Origin of the sequence: Cryobacterium sp. M23, from assembly GCF_002929655.1 — a bacterium.
GTDB classification, from domain to species: Bacteria; Actinomycetota; Actinomycetes; order Actinomycetales; family Microbacteriaceae; genus Cryobacterium; species Cryobacterium sandaracinum.
In genome coordinates, this window is the sequence record NZ_PJJV01000082.1 from 1 (window position 1) to 15,570 (window position 15,570).

Below are 15,570 nucleotides of genomic sequence, written 5' to 3' on the forward strand. Positions count from 1 at the left end.
CATGCTCAGCCTCGGCGGCCACAAACCAGTGCTCCCCGGCCGGGTTTAACCCACGGAAGCAGCAGGAGAGCCGAGATTTTGGCCTAAATGGCCCTAGACACAGCTGAACAGCTGTTTTTCAGGAGAATCTCCGTCGAATTGGTTCGACAGCAGACCCGGCGCTCCGCCTGTGCCGGCAGGCATCCCCGGGGTGTGGTCAGCTCTGGCCCCTCCGGGAGCTACGCAACCGATCGATCAGGACCCTCTCGTGTGGTGCCGCGGAGCGTCCTGGTCGGCAAGATTCGTCCAGTGCTTCTCGGAGCCGCACTCGTCGCACAGGAACCAGATCTCTTCATCCGCCAGGGTGTCGGTTGCCACGGCTCGGGTTCGCATGAGTCCGGCGCACGCGGCCTGCTGGCACTGGGGATTGAAGTCCATGTATGGAGCGCTCTCTCTCGGCGCGGCAGTTTGCCGACTGTGTTGACCGTGACGACGACGTTACTCCGATTCGGCGTGTGCGACCAGAGCTGAGGTGGCGGAGCCACTTTCGCGGCTGCTACGCGCCGAGGCAATTGAGGGGCAGCGGGAGAGTGTTGAGCAGCCCGAACATCAGGGCGGCGGCCCCGATGGCCGCGGGCCAGATGCCGAAGGGTGCTCCGAGGCGTCGTGCCCGAAAGCCGAACACACGATCGTCTCAATGCTTGGAGCGAGCAGCACGAGGACGGCTCGGAGGCCGGCCAATGCTGCTGCCCCCAGCGGGACCGGTTCCTCGCCGCCGCGCTCGTAACCCGGCAGCTCAGCAGGGCATCACCCAGGAGTGCGGCGTCGACAAGAAACACCGGCAGGAAGGCCACGGAAATCCAGGAGGTCGTGAGGGCGCGGCGCCCCTCGTGGCGCCTGCTCTGCCTGGGTGCCGACGCTCGTTCCTGCAGCGGCCATGGTCGCTCCTTCGCCGCCGTCAGACTGCCCGTCCGTGCCGCACCGGGCAAGCGGGGGTGGCCTGTCAGGGCATCCGTTCGTGCGCATTCCATGATAATTTCGCCTGACCATGTCAGACCTGCCTGCCGAATCCTCCCGGCCTGCCGACCCGCTCGGGCCGCAGAGACCTCTCTCGCGGGTCGAGGTTGCCGACATCGCGGTTCGCCTGTTCCAGGAGCACGGCTATGAGGCGACGAGCACCGTGGACATCGCCGAGGCGGCCGGGGTCTCGCGCAGCACCTTCTTCCGGCAGTTCCGGTCCAAGGACGACGTGATCTTCGCCGACCACGACGAGCTGGTCGCCCGCATCGACGAGCACTTCGCTGCGACGCATTCGGATCCCTGGCTGGCCGTGTGTGAGGCCGCCGCCATGGTCTTCGAGCGGTTCCGCGAGCGACTGGAGATCGTGCGCATCCGGGACCGGGTCCTGCGGGAGACCCCCGTGCTGCGGGACCGGGAAACCGTTATGGCGATCCGGTATGAACGGATGTTCGCCAGCTACCTGCGCAGCACCGTGCCGGGTGTGCCGCCCCTGACTGCCATCCGCTTCGCGGCCGCCGTGACGGCCACGCACAACTTCGTGCTGCGGCGCTTGATCCGGGCGACGGACAGCGTCGGCCCGTATTCGCTGGCCGCCGAACTCACCGAGGTGCGACGGCTTTTCCACCTGGATGCCGCGGAGCCAGGTCCCGAGGTGCGACCCGCGGGCGACGTGGTCGTCGCCGTCTTCCCGGCCGCCACGGATCCCACCGAACTGGCTCGCGCCATCGAGGAGCGACTGCGCGCCCAGACGCGCTCCCGCTGAGACTCAGTATCACTTGACCTGAGACTGAGTGTCAGGTAGAACTTGTACCTGGGTATTCTCTGACCGGTGCACGAGGGCATTCATTCCCTGGTGCCGGACGACATCAGCCGATCAGGCCTGCCCGACTTCGCTGTCCTCCACGAAAGGGAAACCGTGCCCGACTACGACGTATCCAGGCCCCTCGACACCGACTACTACGGCGTATTCGCCGACGTGCCTGAAACTGACCGGGCCTTCTGGGACCGCGCTCGCAGTTTTGCCACCGAGTCGCTGGACGAGTTGACGACCGCGTGGGACAAAGCCGAGTACCCGCTGCACCTGGCCCGTAGACTCGGCGAGCTCGACCTTCTCACCGACGGTGTCGTCGGCCCCGGACTGAGTCCCATGTCGCCGCTCGCGGCCGGGCTCGTCAACATGGAGATCTCCCGCGGCGATGGCTCGATGGGTACCGTGGTCGCCGTGCAGGGCGGGCTGGCCCTGCGCAGCATCGCCCTGTTCGGCAGCCCGGAGCAGCAGGAACGCTGGCTGGTGCCGCTGGCCCGCGCCGAGAAACTCGGCGCCTTCGCCCTGACCGAACCGGACCACGGCTCCGACTCGGTCGGCCTGGAGACCACCGCACAGCGCGACGGCGACGAATGGGTGCTCAACGGCGAGAAGAAGTGGATCGGCAACGGCTCGGTCGGCGACGTGACGGTGGTCTGGGCTCGTGACGATGACGGCAATGTGCGCGGCTTCATAGTGGAACAGGACACCCCCGGGTATCACGGAGAGACGATCACCGGGAAGGGGTCCCTGCGCGCCATCCACCAGGCTCGGATCACCCTCACGGATGTGCGGATCCCGCTGGACGCCGTGCTGCCGGGCACCCACACGTTCAAGGACGCCTCCACGGTGCTCTTCGCGACCCGGCTCGGAGTGGCCTGGTCGGCCCTCGGCCACGCCACGGCGGTGTTCGAGGCGGCTCTGAACTACTCGACCCAGCGCATCCAGTTCGGTAAGCCGCTCGCCGGTTTCCAGCTCGTGCAGGAGCGCCTGACCATGATGCTGTCCCGGCTCACGTCGATGCAGCTGCACTGCTTGCGCCTGGCTGAGCTCGACGGCGCCGGAACGCTGCGCCCGATCCAGGCGTCGCTGGCGAAGTATCACAACACCAGGGCGGCGCGGGAGATTGCGTCGATGGCCCGTGACATGCTCGGTGGCAACGGCATCCTGCTCGAAAACCACGTCATCCAGCACCTCGCCGACATCGAGTCGCTGCACACCTACGAGGGCACCGAGAGCGTGCAGTCGCTCCTGATCGGGCGGGACCTCACCGGGATCAGCGCCTTCCGCTGACCCGATTGCTCGGCTCAGGACTCGGTCGACCTGTGGTCGACGGATGTCGCCGCTCGCGGGTCGGGCGGGTTTCGGTCAGGTGAATAAACTGACCAATACTCGACATTGTGGAGACATTCGGCGTCTGCCAACGTACGCTGTGACACAATCACTCAGCCCGGCCGCACCGGAACGAGCCAGAGAACACGGGCAGCGCTGCGCGCAACCGTCGTGGGGGACTCGGCCCGTGCGCCTGAACCAGGAACGCAGATCGATGACCGACAAACACCTCACCGACGATCAGCTGTTGCTCGAAACGGATTACACCAGCTACGCCAGCTCGTGCCGCGACCCGCACATCACCCCGACGAACGACCTCGTGGAATGCCGACGGCAGAGCGGCCACGACGACACGCACGCCACCAGGTCCGGCCTGCGCGCCATCCGCTGGGCCGTGCCGGAGCCACACGCGGCCTAGCCGAGCACGCCTGACCCCGGCCCGCCCTGTCACACCGTTCCCCGAACGAATTCGACGGAGATTATTCCCGAATCAATGCCAGAAACTCCGAAAAGGTCGTTTCAGAGCAGAATCTCCGTCGAATTGGTTCACCTCCGGAGACGCTGCTCAACCTGTGATGAACAGCCTCCCCGCCCGGAGCCTACTGCAACGTGCCCGCGAAGGGGGGTGAGTGCCCGATCCTCGCACTCCTCTGAGTGCGTCGCCCGGCCAAACGAGGGGTGGACCCCGCTACCCCGTAGGCTGAACGGGGCACGCTTGACCGAAATTCGACGTGCTCACGCTTGATGAGCTGAGCTCGACGAAAAAAGGCCGAATATGACGCAGAACATTTCCGAACTTCCCCGCATCCGCGCGATGATCCGAAGCGACGGAACGGGAGAGCTCGTCATCGACGGTGTCAGCTCGCGCATCACCGCCGCCGACGAGGCCGGCGTGCGCGAGGAAATCATCAACCGGGTCACGGATGCCGCGCGCGCGATCGATCGCGCGGTGCGCCTGACCGCGGAAGACGAGCAGGGCAAGTCGCCGTTGATCGTTCACCCGAACGGGGACGTAGAAGACGATGGGGCCTTCATCCCGACCTCCTTGGAACCGGGACCGGCATCGGAGCCGGTGTCGACCGCGCCTGCTGCCGTCTCCGCCGCTGTCTCCGCCGCTGTCTCCGAAACCGAGGACGTCGAACTGATCGCGCTGGTCGTGCCCGCGGAACAGCAGAATTCGGGTCTCGACACCGCCGAACTCCAGGCCGCCGGGCTCGATGACGCTGGGCTTGGCACGGCTGCGCTCGACACGGCAACGCTGAAGGAAGCCAAGCGCGATGCCGACATGCGCGATGCCGATGCCGAGGTCATCCAGCAGATCGAACCGGCCCCGTCGGCACGGGCCCATGTCCCGCCCCTCACCGCGTTCGATGGCCTCGTGCTCGATCTCGACGCCGACACCGACGATGAGGACGATCAGAAGCAGGACCTCGCGGCCTCGCCCTTCTCCGCTCCCCGGGCAGCCACGAACCTCGTCGGCCCAGCACCGGTGCCGGGCGGCACGTTCGCCGAGGTGCCCGCCGACGACCCCTCGATCGCCCCCGCGGCGCTCGCCGGTGGTGGTCCGAACCTCGCGGACTTCATGAATTCCCGTCCGCCGCTCGTGGCGGGGCCTGCCCTTCTGGGCTGGCAGGGCACGGTGCGGCGCCTCACCGGCGGACTCGTCTCCCCGGCCCCCGGAACCGGCGAGATGTCGCACCGCGCGGCGGTCGCGTCCGTGCAGCGCAGCCTGGTCGGCCCGCGCACGATCGTCGTGCTGAACCCGAAGGGCGGCGCGCACAAGACCACCGCGACCCTGCTCATCGCCGCGACCTTCGGCATCCATCGCGGCGGGTACACCCTCGCCTGGGACAACAACGAGACCATGGGCACCCTCGGCGTGCGGGCGCAGACCGCCGCCCACACCAACACCGCGGTTGACCTGCTCCGCGACCTCGACAACTTCGCCTATTCAAGCTCCGCCCGGGTCGGCGACCTCGACAACTACGTGCGCAACCAGGGTGACGCCCGGTTCGACGCGCTTGCCTCCGACCTCGACCCTGCCGGGGCAGCCAGTATCGACGACGTGGCGTTCGGCAAACTGCATGCCGCGCTCAGCCGGTTCTACCGGGTGCTGATCATCGACACCGGCAACAATATGCGGGCGTCCAACTGGGAGGCGGCCGTCGACGCGGCCGACCAACTCGTCGTCGTCTCCACCATCCGAGAGGACACCGCGTATGGCGCGGCCTCGCTGCTCGACGGCCTGCGTCAGAAGGGCCACGCCGACAAGGTCGCGCAGGCGGTCACAATCCTGGCGTCACCGGCCAAGACGGCCGATCGTCAGCTCTCCGTGCGGCTACACGACCACTTCAGCAAGCTGACCCGCACCGTCGTGGACGTGCCGTATGACTCCGCCCTCGTGGCCGGGGGATCGCTGAACTACGACGCGCTCGCGCCGCGCACCCGTGAAGCGTGGCTCGTTGCCACGGCCGCGATCGCCGAAGGTCTCTGACCCGGCGGCGTCCCGGTGTTGAGCCCGCCCGGCTGACAGTGTGCCAGCCGGGATTCAGGCGGCACTGATCTCGGTCGGGCATACTGGCGAAGGCCCGAACGGATGCCCATCGACTCAGATGCCCCGCAAATCAGTGTGTGCATTGAATCCTGCCGAACAGATCAGTGGTCGAAAAGATCATTGTGAATAGATCACTGTCGAAGAGAAAGATCAGCGTGCGTAAACTTCCTGCCCTCATCTCCATTGCCACGGTTGCCGTGCTCGCCCTCGCCGGGTGCAGCGGGTCTCCCTCCGACAACACCGGAGCGGCGGGAATCGCCTGCGTCGATTCCGGCACGGCGTCGGAGGCCGTGAAGGTCTCCGGCAAGGCCGGCGCCGAGCCCAAAGTGAAGTTCGAGTCGCCGCTGACCACGAAGGCCACCGAGGTCTCCGTCGTGACCGAGGGCAAGGGTGACGCCGTCAAGACCGACGACATCGTCGAACTGGGGTTCTCCGTCTACAACGCGAACACTGGCGAGAAGATGAACGCCGGCGGCTTCGGTGATGACCTCGGCGCTCCCATCACCCTGGCCAAGGACTCGAGTGTATTCCCGGCGCTGATGAAGGGTGTCGCGTGCGCGAACTACGGATCGCGCGTCGCGGTCGTGGCCCCGCCGGCTGACGCGTTCGGCGAGACCGGCAACGAGGAGCTCAAGGTCGGGGCCGAAGACAACATCATCTTCGTCATCGACGTCAAAAGTGAGATCCCCCCTCGCGCGAACGGCGAGGACCAGAAGCCGGAGGACGGCTTTCCGACTGTCAAGCTGGCCGAGGACGGCGCTCCGACCGTGACGATCCCGGCAACCGACGCTCCGACCGAGTTGAAGACCTCGGTTCTCAAGAAGGGTGACGGTGCCACAGTCGCCGAAGCGGACACCGTGGTCATGCACTACTCGGGCGTCGTCTGGTCCACCGGTGAGGTGTTCGACCAGACCTGGGGCAAGAGTGGTCCGACCCCGATCTCCCTGGCCGCCGTCGTTCCCGGCTTCGCCCAGGGTCTCGTCGGCCAGACGGTCGGCTCCCAGGTGATGATCGCGATTCCGCCGGAACTCGGCTACGGCGCCGAGGGCCAGCCCGACGCCGGCATCTCGGGTACCGACACGATCGTCTTCGTCGTCGACATCCTCGCCGCCGGCTAGCCGGCCGTTCGGCTGCGCTCGAACCGACCGGTTTTCTGGGACAGACGGCCGTCGTGCCGGGCGCCGCCGCAGTGCCGGTGCGGTACAGCACCGACGAGCACGGCACCCTTCTGCACCTGGCCGAGGTCGCGTCCGGACCGGTCGACATGGAGTTCCACGCTGATCTGGTCGGCCGGGCGCATCCGTGCGTTCAGGTGTGGCGCTTGTCCGAGTCGGTCAAGGTCCATAAAATGTTGATTTCGTGGCTCCGCTCGTTCCCGCTCGTTTCCGCTCGTTTCCCTCGTTTTTCCCCCGACCAGGCAGGGATGTCCCATGACCATCATTGAGGCCAGAGGTCTGACCAAGGTGTACCGCTCCAAATCCGGGCCGGTGCATGCGCTCGCCGGGCTGGACCTGTCCGTGCCGCGCGGGACCGTCAAGGCGCTGCTCGGCCCGAACGGCGCCGGTAAGACGACCGTCGTCAAGATGCTGACCACCCTGATCCGGCCGGACTCCGGCACCGCGTTCGTCGACGGCATCGACGTCGTCGCCGACCCCAAGGGCGTACGGCGCATTATCGGCGTTTCTGGACAGTACGCGGCCGTCGACGAGAACCTGACCGGGTTCGAGAACCTCGAGATGGTCGGTCGGCTGTACCACCTGGGCGGCGCCGAGTCCCGGCGCCGGGCCCAGGAGCTGATCGACCTCTTCGAGCTGACCGCGGCCGGCAACCGCCCGGTCAAGGGCTTCTCCGGCGGGATGCGCCGCCGGATCGACCTGGCCGGGGCGCTGGTGATCAACCCGAAGGTGCTGTTCCTCGACGAGCCCACCACAGGGCTGGACCCGCGCAGCCGGATCGCGCTCTGGGCTGTCATCAAGCGCCTGGTCGCCGACGGCACCACCGTGCTCCTCACCACCCAGTACCTCGAGGAGGCCGACCAGCTCGCGGACGACATCGTCGTCATCGACGACGGCCGGGTGATCGCAGAGGGCACGTCCGATCACCTCAAGGCGCAGATCGGCGGCCACCGCCTCGAGGTGGCCCTGGTAGAGGCCGGCGACGGCGTGGCGGCACGGGATATCCTCGCCCGTTACGGCGCGGGAGAACCGGCGATCACCAGCGACGGCCGCGGCCTCGAGGTCGCGGTGGTCGACGGGCCGCGGGCGCTGCAGCAGGTGCTGGCGGCGCTGGGTGACGCGGACATCCGTCTGCACGACGCCGGCATGCGCCGGCCCACGCTCGACGACGTGTTCCTGAAACTCACCGGCCACAAGGCGGACAAGGCCGCCGACCAGGCGGACGACGTGGAATTGGAGAAGTCGAAATGAGCTCCGCTGCCACCCTCCCCTCCTGGAATCCGCTTTCGCTCTGGTACTCCGACGGCTGGACCGTCACCAAGCGCAACCTGATCAAGATCAAGCGCTCACCCGACATGCTCGTGTTCGCGGTGATCCAGCCGATCATGTTCGTGCTGCTGTTCAGCCAGGTTTACGCCGGGTCGATCTCCGTGGAAGGCACCGACTACGTCCAGTTCCTCATGGCGGGGATCTTCGCTCAAACCGTCGTGTTCGGGTCGACCTTCTCGGGCGCGGCGATGGCGCAGGACCTCAAGGAAGGGATCATCGACCGCTTCCGCAGCCTGCCCATGACCTCCTCCGCCGTGCTGATTGGACGCACCAATAGTGACCTGGTGTTGAACACGATCTCCATGGTGATCATGATGCTGACCGGGCTGCTCGTGGGCTGGCGGGTGAACTCTTCGGTGCCGGAATTCCTCGCCGGCGTGGGACTGCTGCTGCTGTTCAGCTACTCTTTCAGCTGGGTGATGGCGCTGCTCGGCATGAGCGTGAAGACTCCCGAGGTCATCAACAACGCGTCCTTCCTGATCCTCTTCCCGCTGACCTTCATCTCGAACGCCTTCGTGCCCAGCGACACCTTGCCGACCCCGCTGCGCGTCTTCGCTGAGTGGAACCCGGTTTCGTCGCTGGTGCAGGCGGCACGGGAGCTGTTCGGCAACGAGGGCACAGCTCCGGTGCCCGACATCTGGACCATGCAGAACCCGATTGCCACGGTGCTGATCGGCACCACGGTCATGCTGGTCGTGTTCGTTCCGCTCTGCGTGCGCAAGTTCGCGTCCATCAGCTCCCGCTAGCAGGAGTCAGTGAATCCCCTGGAGAGTGCCCATGAGTGACCCGGTGCCGTTCCGCACCGACCGGCGCACCGGAGCGTTGCGCGCGCCCCGCAACACCGCGCCCGGCGGGGCCGGCCCCTGGGACGTGAAGCGCGTTCATCCGTCGCTCTACGGGCCTGCCAACGTGGACTGGGAGCTGATCGAGGTTCCGGCCCAGCGGTTCGTCGCCCTCGACGGGGCGGGCGACCCGGACACGGCGCCGGCCTACATCGAGGCCGTCGAGGCCCTCTACGCCATCGCCTACGCGGTCAAGTTCGCGGCCAAGCGTGCGCTCGGCCGCGAGATGGTCATCGCACCGCTCGAAGGCCTCTGGTACGCCGACGATGCCTCCGTCTTCACCGCCGGCGCGAAGGCGGAGTGGAAATGGACGCTGCTGATGAGCCAGCCGGACTGGGTGACGGATGCCTTCATCGCCGAGGCCATCACCGGCGCGCTCGCGAAGAAGAAGCTGTCCGCGCTCGCCCGGGTGCGGGTGGAGAGGCTTGACGAGGGGCTGTCGGCGCAGCTGCTGCATGTCGGGTCCTACGCCGGCGAGGCACCCGCGCTCGCCCGTCTGCACGGGGAGTTCCTGGCAAGCTACGGGCTGCGGGTGAACGGCCGGTACCACGAGATCTACCTCGGCGACCCGCGCCGCGCCGCGCCCGCCAAGCTGAAGACGGTGCTGAGACAGCCGGTCGCGCCGGTCTGACCCGCGCCGGCCGGGCGGCGCCGCCTACTCCTGACGCCGGCCGAGGTCGGCCTGGATCAGGAGGGCGAACTCCCGCAGCAGCACGGGGTCGACCTCGGCGGCGCCCCGGGGTTCCGAGTCGAACACGCACAGAACGCCGATCCGCTCGCCGGAGTCGGCCTCGATGGGGAAACCCGCGTAGAAGCGGGTCTGTTCCTGGCCCAGACGGGGCGGGCGCGCGGTGAACCGGTCGTCCAGGAGCACGTCAGAAACCACGAACGCTCCGGCCCCGCTCACGGCGAGGGCCGTGATCGACCCGGCCAACGAGTAGACGCGTGGAGTGAAGCCCACGCTCACCAGGTCCCAGAGCCGGTCGCCGTCGATGAGCGTCAGGGCGGCCGACCGGGTGCCGTAGGCGCTTCTGGCCAGGGCGACGATGTGGTCGCAGCGCACCTCGGTGTCGGCGGCGATGATGCCCAGCCTGGCGACCGCCCGGCGGGGGTCAGGCGAGAGCGGCTCGGCACCCCACGCTTCCGCGCGGCCCTCGGCCGTTCCTCGGGAAGCACCCAGGTACTCGGCATCGAGCGGTGGCGCCATCTCGTCGGCGAGGAGATTGGCCCACTGCACGTACTGCGCGGCCGTGCGCACCCGCCCCGGCGTTGAGGCGAGGGTTGCGGCCATGGGCACAAAGCAGCTCCGCTCCTGCCCCGCGCAGATCGCCGCGCTGGCCTCGTCCAGGCTGCGGGCGTGCTTCTCGGCCACGGAGCCCAGCCCGGAGTCGAAGGCCGCGATAGACCGGATCGGCTGCACGCCGAGCACAAAGATCCTGGTGCTGAGCGAGGACTCGTGCCGGATCCGGTCGAGCAGGGCGGACAGCTCGCGCTGCCAGACCAGGGCTGACAGGAGGGTGACGGCGTCGGTCGTGCCGAGGCTCACGACGACCGCGTCATAGCGCCAGAGTCCCAGCCCGTCGAGTTCGGCCTGCGATGTGCGGATGGTGACCAGCGGGTTCGGGATGACGTCGACATCCGTGCCCCGCCCGGTGCGAGTCGACAACGCCCGCGCCAGAGATCCGGGCAGGGCCACGTTGTGGCTGAGCACGCCCCAGCCGACGGCCGGTCCGCTGCCGAAGAGGAGCACGCGGTCGCTGTCGGTTCCCGGGGAATGCGCCTGAGGAGTGTCCCGGGGCCGCGGGATGTCGTCGTAGTCGCGCGTCACGGCCGCCGACCAGGCTCGCATCAGGGGTACCAGCACCCAGCGCAGGAGTTGCGGCACGGAGGGCTACCGGCCGCCGCGGCGCTTGCCCGCCCGGGGGCTGGGGGTGTTGCGGGTACGGCCCGGGGCGCTCGTCGCCTTCTTCGCCACGGCCGGCTTGGATTTCGCCGCCGCGACCCGCACGGCCTTCGCCGCCGCCTTGGCCTTGTCGGTCTTCTTCTCTTTTTTGACCTTTTCGGTGCCGGCGGGCAGCGAGTCGACCCGCGAGCTGTCCTTCGTGCGGCCGCGCACGATGCCGATGAACTCCTCGACGTCTTCCGTGGTCTCACGGGAGAGCCAGGCCAGGGACACCTGGCTCTCGGCGACATCCTCGACCGGGCGCGAGACGACATCCTTTCGGCCGTATAGTCGGGCGATCGAATGGGGGACGATCAGGATGCCGACCCCGGCCGCGACCTGCGCCATCGCGTCGTCGAGGTCGCGCATGGCCGGGAGCGGGCGGCGGGTGCCGTCCCTGATCTCGGTGGCCACGAGGCGCCACTCGGGCACGTCCTCGGGGTCCTGCAGCAGGTGCTCTTCGGCCAGGTCGGCCACCAGCACGCTGTCGGCGTCGGCGATGAAGTGGTCTTTGGCCGCGACGACCACCGGGATCTCCCGGTAGAGGGCGATCAGGCTGAGATCGGTCTCATCGACGGGCAGGCGCACCAGGCTGACCTGGGCGCGGCCGTCACGCAGCACCGCGTCCTGTTCGGACGGGTCGGTGCGGAAGACCTCGAGTGGCTGGTCGGGGCGTCGATCGGCCCAGGTGCGGGTCCACTTGGTGGGGGTCACACCGGCGACGAAGGCAAGGGAAAAGGTCACCGGCATCCTTTCTCGTGATGGCACTGCGAACGTAGATCCGTGGGGAGCGGCTGTCTCTCAGGCTATGCGGGTGCTCTCAGGCTATACGCTTGACTGATGAGCGAGAAGAAGACCCAGACCATGAAGCCCGCCACGGCGGCCCAAAAGCTCGGGATTCTGCTCGAAGCAGCCCCGGAAGAATTCCAGAGCGCGCCCGTGTCGCGCACCGAGCTGGCCGCGCTCGAAGCGAAACCGCCTGCCTGGCTGGTCGAACTGCGGGCGAACGGCCCGCATCCCAAGCAGGTCGTCGCCGCCAAGCTTGGCGTCTCGATCTCCGGCCTCGTGCGCGGCGCCGTGACGGAGCCGCTCACCTCCGCCGAGATCCAGGCTCTGCTGCAGCAGCCGCCGGCCTGGCTCGTGACCGAGCGTGCCACCCAGTATGAGGTGCGCGAGGAGCAGATCCGGGTCAAGGACCGCGACGCCGAGCGCGCCCGCAAGATCGCCCACGTCGCCCGCCAGGCAGCCCAGAACGAGAAGGCCGGTCGCGGCCGCTAGCGCCGCCGTCCCGCGCGCACATCGCTCCCTCCGCGTCGTCTCACCAATTCGACGGAGATTTTGCCCGTAGGATGTCGATTCCGGCCTTTTTGGCCAACTCGGGCCAAAATCTCCGTCGAATTCGTTCGGGGCGGGAGACGCTGCTGTGTCGGGTGTCGGGCCTCCTAGGCGTCGTACTGCGCGCGCAGGAACGTGACGATCTCGCCCAGTTCGGCTTGCGAAATGGAATGGCCCATGCCCTCGTAGATGCGCTCGGTAAGTGTGGAGTGTTCGGGAAGCCATGCCCGGGTGCGGTCGACGGCATCCTGCGGGATGACCGGGTCGGCCGTGCCGCGACCCCAGAAGACCGGCAGGCGCCGCTCACGCAGGCGCTCGTCACCGGTGTGCTCGCTGCGCCCCACGAAACCGGACAGCTGCACCGCGAACGCGAACCGGTCGGGTGCCTGCCGCAGCAGCTGCAGCGCCATAGCCCCGCCCTGCGAGAAGCCGAGTAGTCCGACGGACGCGGGCTGCTCGGGAAGGCCGTCCAGCCATTCGAGCACCCCGGCGGCGGCAGCATCCAGTGCGTCGGCGCTCGGCGAGCCCGGGTTGACCTTGGCGCCGGCGGCCCCGATCGGGAACCAGGCCCAGCCCGGACCGGTCGGGAGCGGGGCGCGCAGCGCGGCGATCACCGGATGCAGCGGCAGGTGCGGCGCCAGCGAGAAGAGATCCCCCTCGTGCGAACCGTAGCCGTGCAGAATCAGCAGAAGCGGTCGCCCGGCACGGTCGGCGCCAGACGCGCTCCACAGCACGGCATCCGGGTCGATGGGCTCGGCGCACGCGGCGGCGGCGCCGGTGGTGCTGCTCTCGGTGGTGTCGTCGCTCCCGGTGGAGGCGTCGCCGCCGGGATTGGTGTCGTTCGGGCCCATGGTGGTCCTCCTGTTCGAGGTCGACACCGGGAAACGCCGACGGGTCAATCTTTCCACTCCCGGGGACGCGGCAAAATCGGTCGGCATCCGTCGTACCCCGTGCAGATCTCCGGCGATCCGCTGCGAGAAGCCGGAAAGATGCCCGTACTTCCGGGAACCGTGCCACCGCTCCGCCGAATTGCAGGAGTCATGCACACCACCGGCCGGCACTTCCCCACGTGGCGGCGGCATCCGCGGGCACCCCGTGGCCAACTCAGGAGATTCCGGCAGCGGCGGGCGCGCCCCCGCAGAGTTCCGCATGTTACCGCGTCGTTTCGCGGGGCGGCCGCGCCAGCCACCCGTTTCTCCTGAGTCAGCCTCACCTCACTCGCCCCGCCTGGCCTGCCCTGGCCGGCCCGAGCATCCGTCGCCACCTGCTCGACCGGCGACGGATGTCCCGATCAGCTGGTCCGCCGCCTCGCCCCGCGCCGCCGGAGTGAGGCCCGCGAGGTGGCCGGTCGCCCACCAGAGACGGCCGGCGAACCCGAGTCCGGTGTTGTGGGTGACTGCGCCGGCCCGGGCCACCCGGTCGATGAACCCGGCGAGGGGAGCAAGGCCGAAGGAGATCCCCACGGGGGTGATGCGCATGGCCGCGCCGTTGGTCGTGCCGAAGCGCCCGGACTCGAGGGATGACACGCCGGATCGCAGGCGCTCAAGCGTCGTCGTCGAGGGTCCGAGCAGATCGAGGGAGCCGCGCGCCCGCGCCCGTTCCACTTAGTCGAGAAGCCGCTTCGCGAAGACGCCGGGGTCGCCCTGGCCGTGACAATCGATCAGGAGCGGGCCAGCAGACTGGCCTGCTCCGTGTCATCCGTGATCGACCCGGCGGGCATCCCGACGGCGATCGGCTGGTGCGGTCCGGGGTCCCGAAACCCCTCACTGGCGCCGTAGTCGGCCTCGATCTAAGCCCGGGACAGGTCCTGCGTCGGCATCCCGAGTGCATCGCCGAGCGCCAGCCGGTGAAGGCGCCGAGCGCGCGGTCGTGGCGCGCCGCCGCAGTTCTCTGCCTCACCATGCGCAGACCGTCGCCGCACGCGCGCCGGACCGCGCCCGTTCCGTCCGACCCGCAGCGGGGTGCCCATGGCGTATCCGGGCGCAGGGTACGACAGAATAGCCTCATGAGCGTGCGCACCCCTGACCCCGATCCGGACTGGACGCCTGGCCCCGAGGGCGCGGGGCCGCCCCACACCAACCCGGGCTGGCTGAGCGACGTCGAGCTGGCCGAAGTGCGGCGCCGACTTCCGATCCTTTACATCGAGGCGGTGCCCGTGCGCGTCGACGGCCTCGGCCAGGTCGTGGAGGTCGGCGTGCTCCTGCGCGCCCGGTCGACCGGCGAGATGACCCGGATGCTCGTGTCCGGCCGCGTGCTCTACGGCGAGACCCTGCGCGAGGCCCTCTTCCGGCATCTCGAGAAGGATCTCGGCCCGATGGCCTTCCCGCAGCTGCCGATGAGCCCGGTGCCGTTCACGGTGGCCGAATACTTCCCGATGCCGGGCATCACTGCGTTCACGGATGACCGCCAGCACGCCGTCTCGATGGCCTACGTCGTTCCCGTCACCGGCACCTGCGACCCGCGCCAGGACGCCCTCGAACTGACCTGGATGACCCCCAAGGAGGCTGCCTCCGACGCGGTGGCAGCCGAGATGGAGGGCGGGCGCGGGGCGCTGCTGCGCATGGCGCTCGCCTCGGTCGGCCAGCTGCGCTAAGCCGCCTGATGGCGGGCCGATCCTGCGGGCCGCCGCTGCGAGCTACTCGGTCGTGACGAGTGACAGACGACGTGCGAGCGAGCGCGGTCGCACCAGGCGCACTTCGTGGAGCTGTTCGCCGAGCACTTCCTGATCCTGCTCGTGGCCGTCGGGGGCGTAGCCGTTGCGCTTGTAGAACGAGTGCGCGCGGGGGTTGTTTTCGGCGACCCACAGGTAGGACGGGCCCTCGTCGACGACCGCGTCGAAGAGCTGCTGGCCGATGCCGGTGCCGTGGTAGGCGTCGAGCAGGTAGATGAAGTAGAGCTCCATCGGGGCCGGCTTGTCGGCGTCGCGGGACGGCCCGCTGCCGGCGAATCCGACGATCTCGCCGTCGACGAGGGCCGCAACCTGGCGGTGGTTCGGTCCCTGGGCGCTGAACCGGCGCCACATGGCGGCCAGGCGTGCGGGCTGCAGCTGCTCGAGGGCGGCCTCGCTGAGCAACTGGTCGTAGGTTTCGTGCCAGCAGGTGGCATGCACGCGGCCGAGGCTGTCGGCATCCGCTTCTGCGACGGGACGAAGTACTGGTGTGGTGGCCATGACCCGAGACTAGCTCAGCCGCAGGCACCCGATTGACGCTGCCGGGTTCTGCCCGTGGTCGCTGCGCCTACGGCTCCCGTCCGACCCG

General features: G+C 68.5%; 18 protein-coding genes. 10 read left to right on the forward strand and 8 right to left on the reverse strand.

Annotation, left to right across the window (positions count from 1 at the left end):
• Positions 1–234 precede the first annotated feature (234 nt).
• Complete coding sequence (locus CXY82_RS15485) at positions 235–417, reverse strand: hypothetical protein (RefSeq protein ID WP_104101019.1); 183 nt, start codon at positions 415–417, stop codon at positions 235–237.
• Positions 418–535: 118 nt separating this feature from the next.
• Positions 536–664: a hypothetical protein gene (locus CXY82_RS18345; protein ID WP_255408598.1), complete on the reverse strand. Its 129-nt coding sequence runs from the start codon at positions 662–664 to the stop codon at positions 536–538.
• Positions 665–1,027: 363 nt separating this feature from the next.
• Here CXY82_RS18345 and CXY82_RS15490 point away from each other — a divergent pair, with 363 nt between their 5' ends.
• The 5 genes from CXY82_RS15490 to CXY82_RS15510 all read left to right on the forward strand — a co-directional run bounded on the left by CXY82_RS15490 (position 1,028) and on the right by CXY82_RS15510 (position 6,808).
• Positions 1,028–1,762 (forward strand): TetR/AcrR family transcriptional regulator, encoded by a 735-nt coding sequence (locus tag CXY82_RS15490; RefSeq protein ID WP_104171713.1) that lies wholly within the window; start codon positions 1,028–1,030, stop codon positions 1,760–1,762.
• A 117-nt stretch (positions 1,763–1,879) separates the two neighbouring features.
• Positions 1,880–3,097 carry an acyl-CoA dehydrogenase family protein gene (locus CXY82_RS15495; protein ID WP_104195090.1) on the forward strand — a complete coding sequence of 406 codons (1,218 nt, stop codon included), beginning with the start codon at positions 1,880–1,882 and terminating at the stop codon, positions 3,095–3,097.
• Between the two features lie 253 nt (positions 3,098–3,350).
• The gene (locus tag CXY82_RS15500) at positions 3,351–3,554 is read left to right on the forward strand and encodes a hypothetical protein (RefSeq protein ID WP_104171714.1); all 204 of its coding nucleotides are present in this window, start codon (positions 3,351–3,353) and stop codon (positions 3,552–3,554) included.
• 357 nt (positions 3,555–3,911) lie between these two features.
• Positions 3,912–5,630 (forward strand): chromosome partitioning protein, encoded by a 1,719-nt coding sequence (locus CXY82_RS15505; protein ID WP_104171715.1) that lies wholly within the window; start codon positions 3,912–3,914, stop codon positions 5,628–5,630.
• A gap of 215 nt (positions 5,631–5,845) precedes the next feature.
• Complete coding sequence (locus CXY82_RS15510; RefSeq protein ID WP_134373247.1) at positions 5,846–6,808, forward strand: FKBP-type peptidyl-prolyl cis-trans isomerase; 963 nt, start codon at positions 5,846–5,848, stop codon at positions 6,806–6,808.
• Here the strand turns inward: CXY82_RS15510 and CXY82_RS15515 are convergent.
• Positions 6,805–7,035: a hypothetical protein gene (locus CXY82_RS15515; RefSeq protein ID WP_146069151.1), complete on the reverse strand. Its 231-nt coding sequence runs from the start codon at positions 7,033–7,035 to the stop codon at positions 6,805–6,807. The genes CXY82_RS15510 and CXY82_RS15515 overlap by 4 nt on opposite strands.
• An 85-nt stretch (positions 7,036–7,120) precedes the next feature.
• Between CXY82_RS15515 and CXY82_RS15520 the strand changes: the two genes are divergently transcribed.
• The 3 genes from CXY82_RS15520 to CXY82_RS15530 are packed head-to-tail and all read left to right on the forward strand — an operon-like array spanning position 7,121 to position 9,667.
• A complete protein-coding gene (locus CXY82_RS15520; RefSeq protein ID WP_104171718.1) occupies positions 7,121–8,116 on the forward strand; it encodes an ATP-binding cassette domain-containing protein in 996 nt (331 codons plus the stop codon).
• Positions 8,113–8,940, forward strand: coding sequence for an ABC transporter permease (locus CXY82_RS15525; protein ID WP_104171719.1), 828 nt, complete (start codon positions 8,113–8,115; stop codon positions 8,938–8,940). The genes CXY82_RS15520 and CXY82_RS15525 overlap by 4 nt, the downstream gene beginning before the upstream one ends.
• 31 nt (positions 8,941–8,971) lie before the next feature.
• On the forward strand, positions 8,972–9,667 hold the full coding sequence (locus CXY82_RS15530; RefSeq protein ID WP_104171720.1) for a GyrI-like domain-containing protein: 696 nt from the start codon (positions 8,972–8,974) through the stop codon (positions 9,665–9,667).
• A 24-nt stretch (positions 9,668–9,691) separates the two neighbouring features.
• Here CXY82_RS15530 and CXY82_RS15535 read toward each other — a convergent pair whose 3' ends face one another.
• Both CXY82_RS15535 and CXY82_RS15540 read right to left on the reverse strand, forming a co-directional pair.
• The gene (locus tag CXY82_RS15535; RefSeq protein WP_104171721.1) at positions 9,692–10,921 is read right to left on the reverse strand and encodes a GAF domain-containing protein; all 1,230 of its coding nucleotides are present in this window, start codon (positions 10,919–10,921) and stop codon (positions 9,692–9,694) included.
• A 6-nt stretch (positions 10,922–10,927) separates the two neighbouring features.
• Entirely contained in the window at positions 10,928–11,722 is a 795-nt protein-coding gene (locus CXY82_RS15540; RefSeq protein ID WP_198412014.1) for a LysR substrate-binding domain-containing protein, read from the reverse strand.
• A 96-nt stretch (positions 11,723–11,818) separates the two neighbouring features.
• Here CXY82_RS15540 and CXY82_RS15545 point away from each other — a divergent pair, with 96 nt between their 5' ends.
• Positions 11,819–12,256 (forward strand): DUF5997 family protein, encoded by a 438-nt coding sequence (locus CXY82_RS15545; protein WP_174720118.1) that lies wholly within the window; start codon positions 11,819–11,821, stop codon positions 12,254–12,256.
• A gap of 164 nt (positions 12,257–12,420) precedes the next feature.
• Here CXY82_RS15545 and CXY82_RS15550 read toward each other — a convergent pair whose 3' ends face one another.
• Together CXY82_RS15550 and CXY82_RS18175 are read right to left on the reverse strand one after the other, a co-directional pair.
• Positions 12,421–13,164 (reverse strand): alpha/beta hydrolase, encoded by a 744-nt coding sequence (locus CXY82_RS15550; protein ID WP_104171723.1) that lies wholly within the window; start codon positions 13,162–13,164, stop codon positions 12,421–12,423.
• A gap of 363 nt (positions 13,165–13,527) precedes the next feature.
• Positions 13,528–13,917, reverse strand: a complete 390-nt coding sequence (locus CXY82_RS18175; protein ID WP_104171724.1) for an ADP-ribosylglycohydrolase family protein — start codon at positions 13,915–13,917, stop codon at positions 13,528–13,530.
• Positions 13,918–14,318: 401 nt separating this feature from the next.
• Here CXY82_RS18175 and CXY82_RS15560 point away from each other — a divergent pair, with 401 nt between their 5' ends.
• On the forward strand, positions 14,319–14,906 hold the full coding sequence (locus tag CXY82_RS15560; RefSeq protein WP_104171725.1) for an NUDIX hydrolase family protein: 588 nt from the start codon (positions 14,319–14,321) through the stop codon (positions 14,904–14,906).
• A 42-nt stretch (positions 14,907–14,948) separates the two neighbouring features.
• Here the strand turns inward: CXY82_RS15560 and CXY82_RS15565 are convergent, their stop codons facing one another.
• The gene (locus tag CXY82_RS15565) at positions 14,949–15,482 is read right to left on the reverse strand and encodes a GNAT family N-acetyltransferase (RefSeq protein WP_104171726.1); all 534 of its coding nucleotides are present in this window, start codon (positions 15,480–15,482) and stop codon (positions 14,949–14,951) included.
• Positions 15,483–15,570 lie beyond the last annotated feature (88 nt).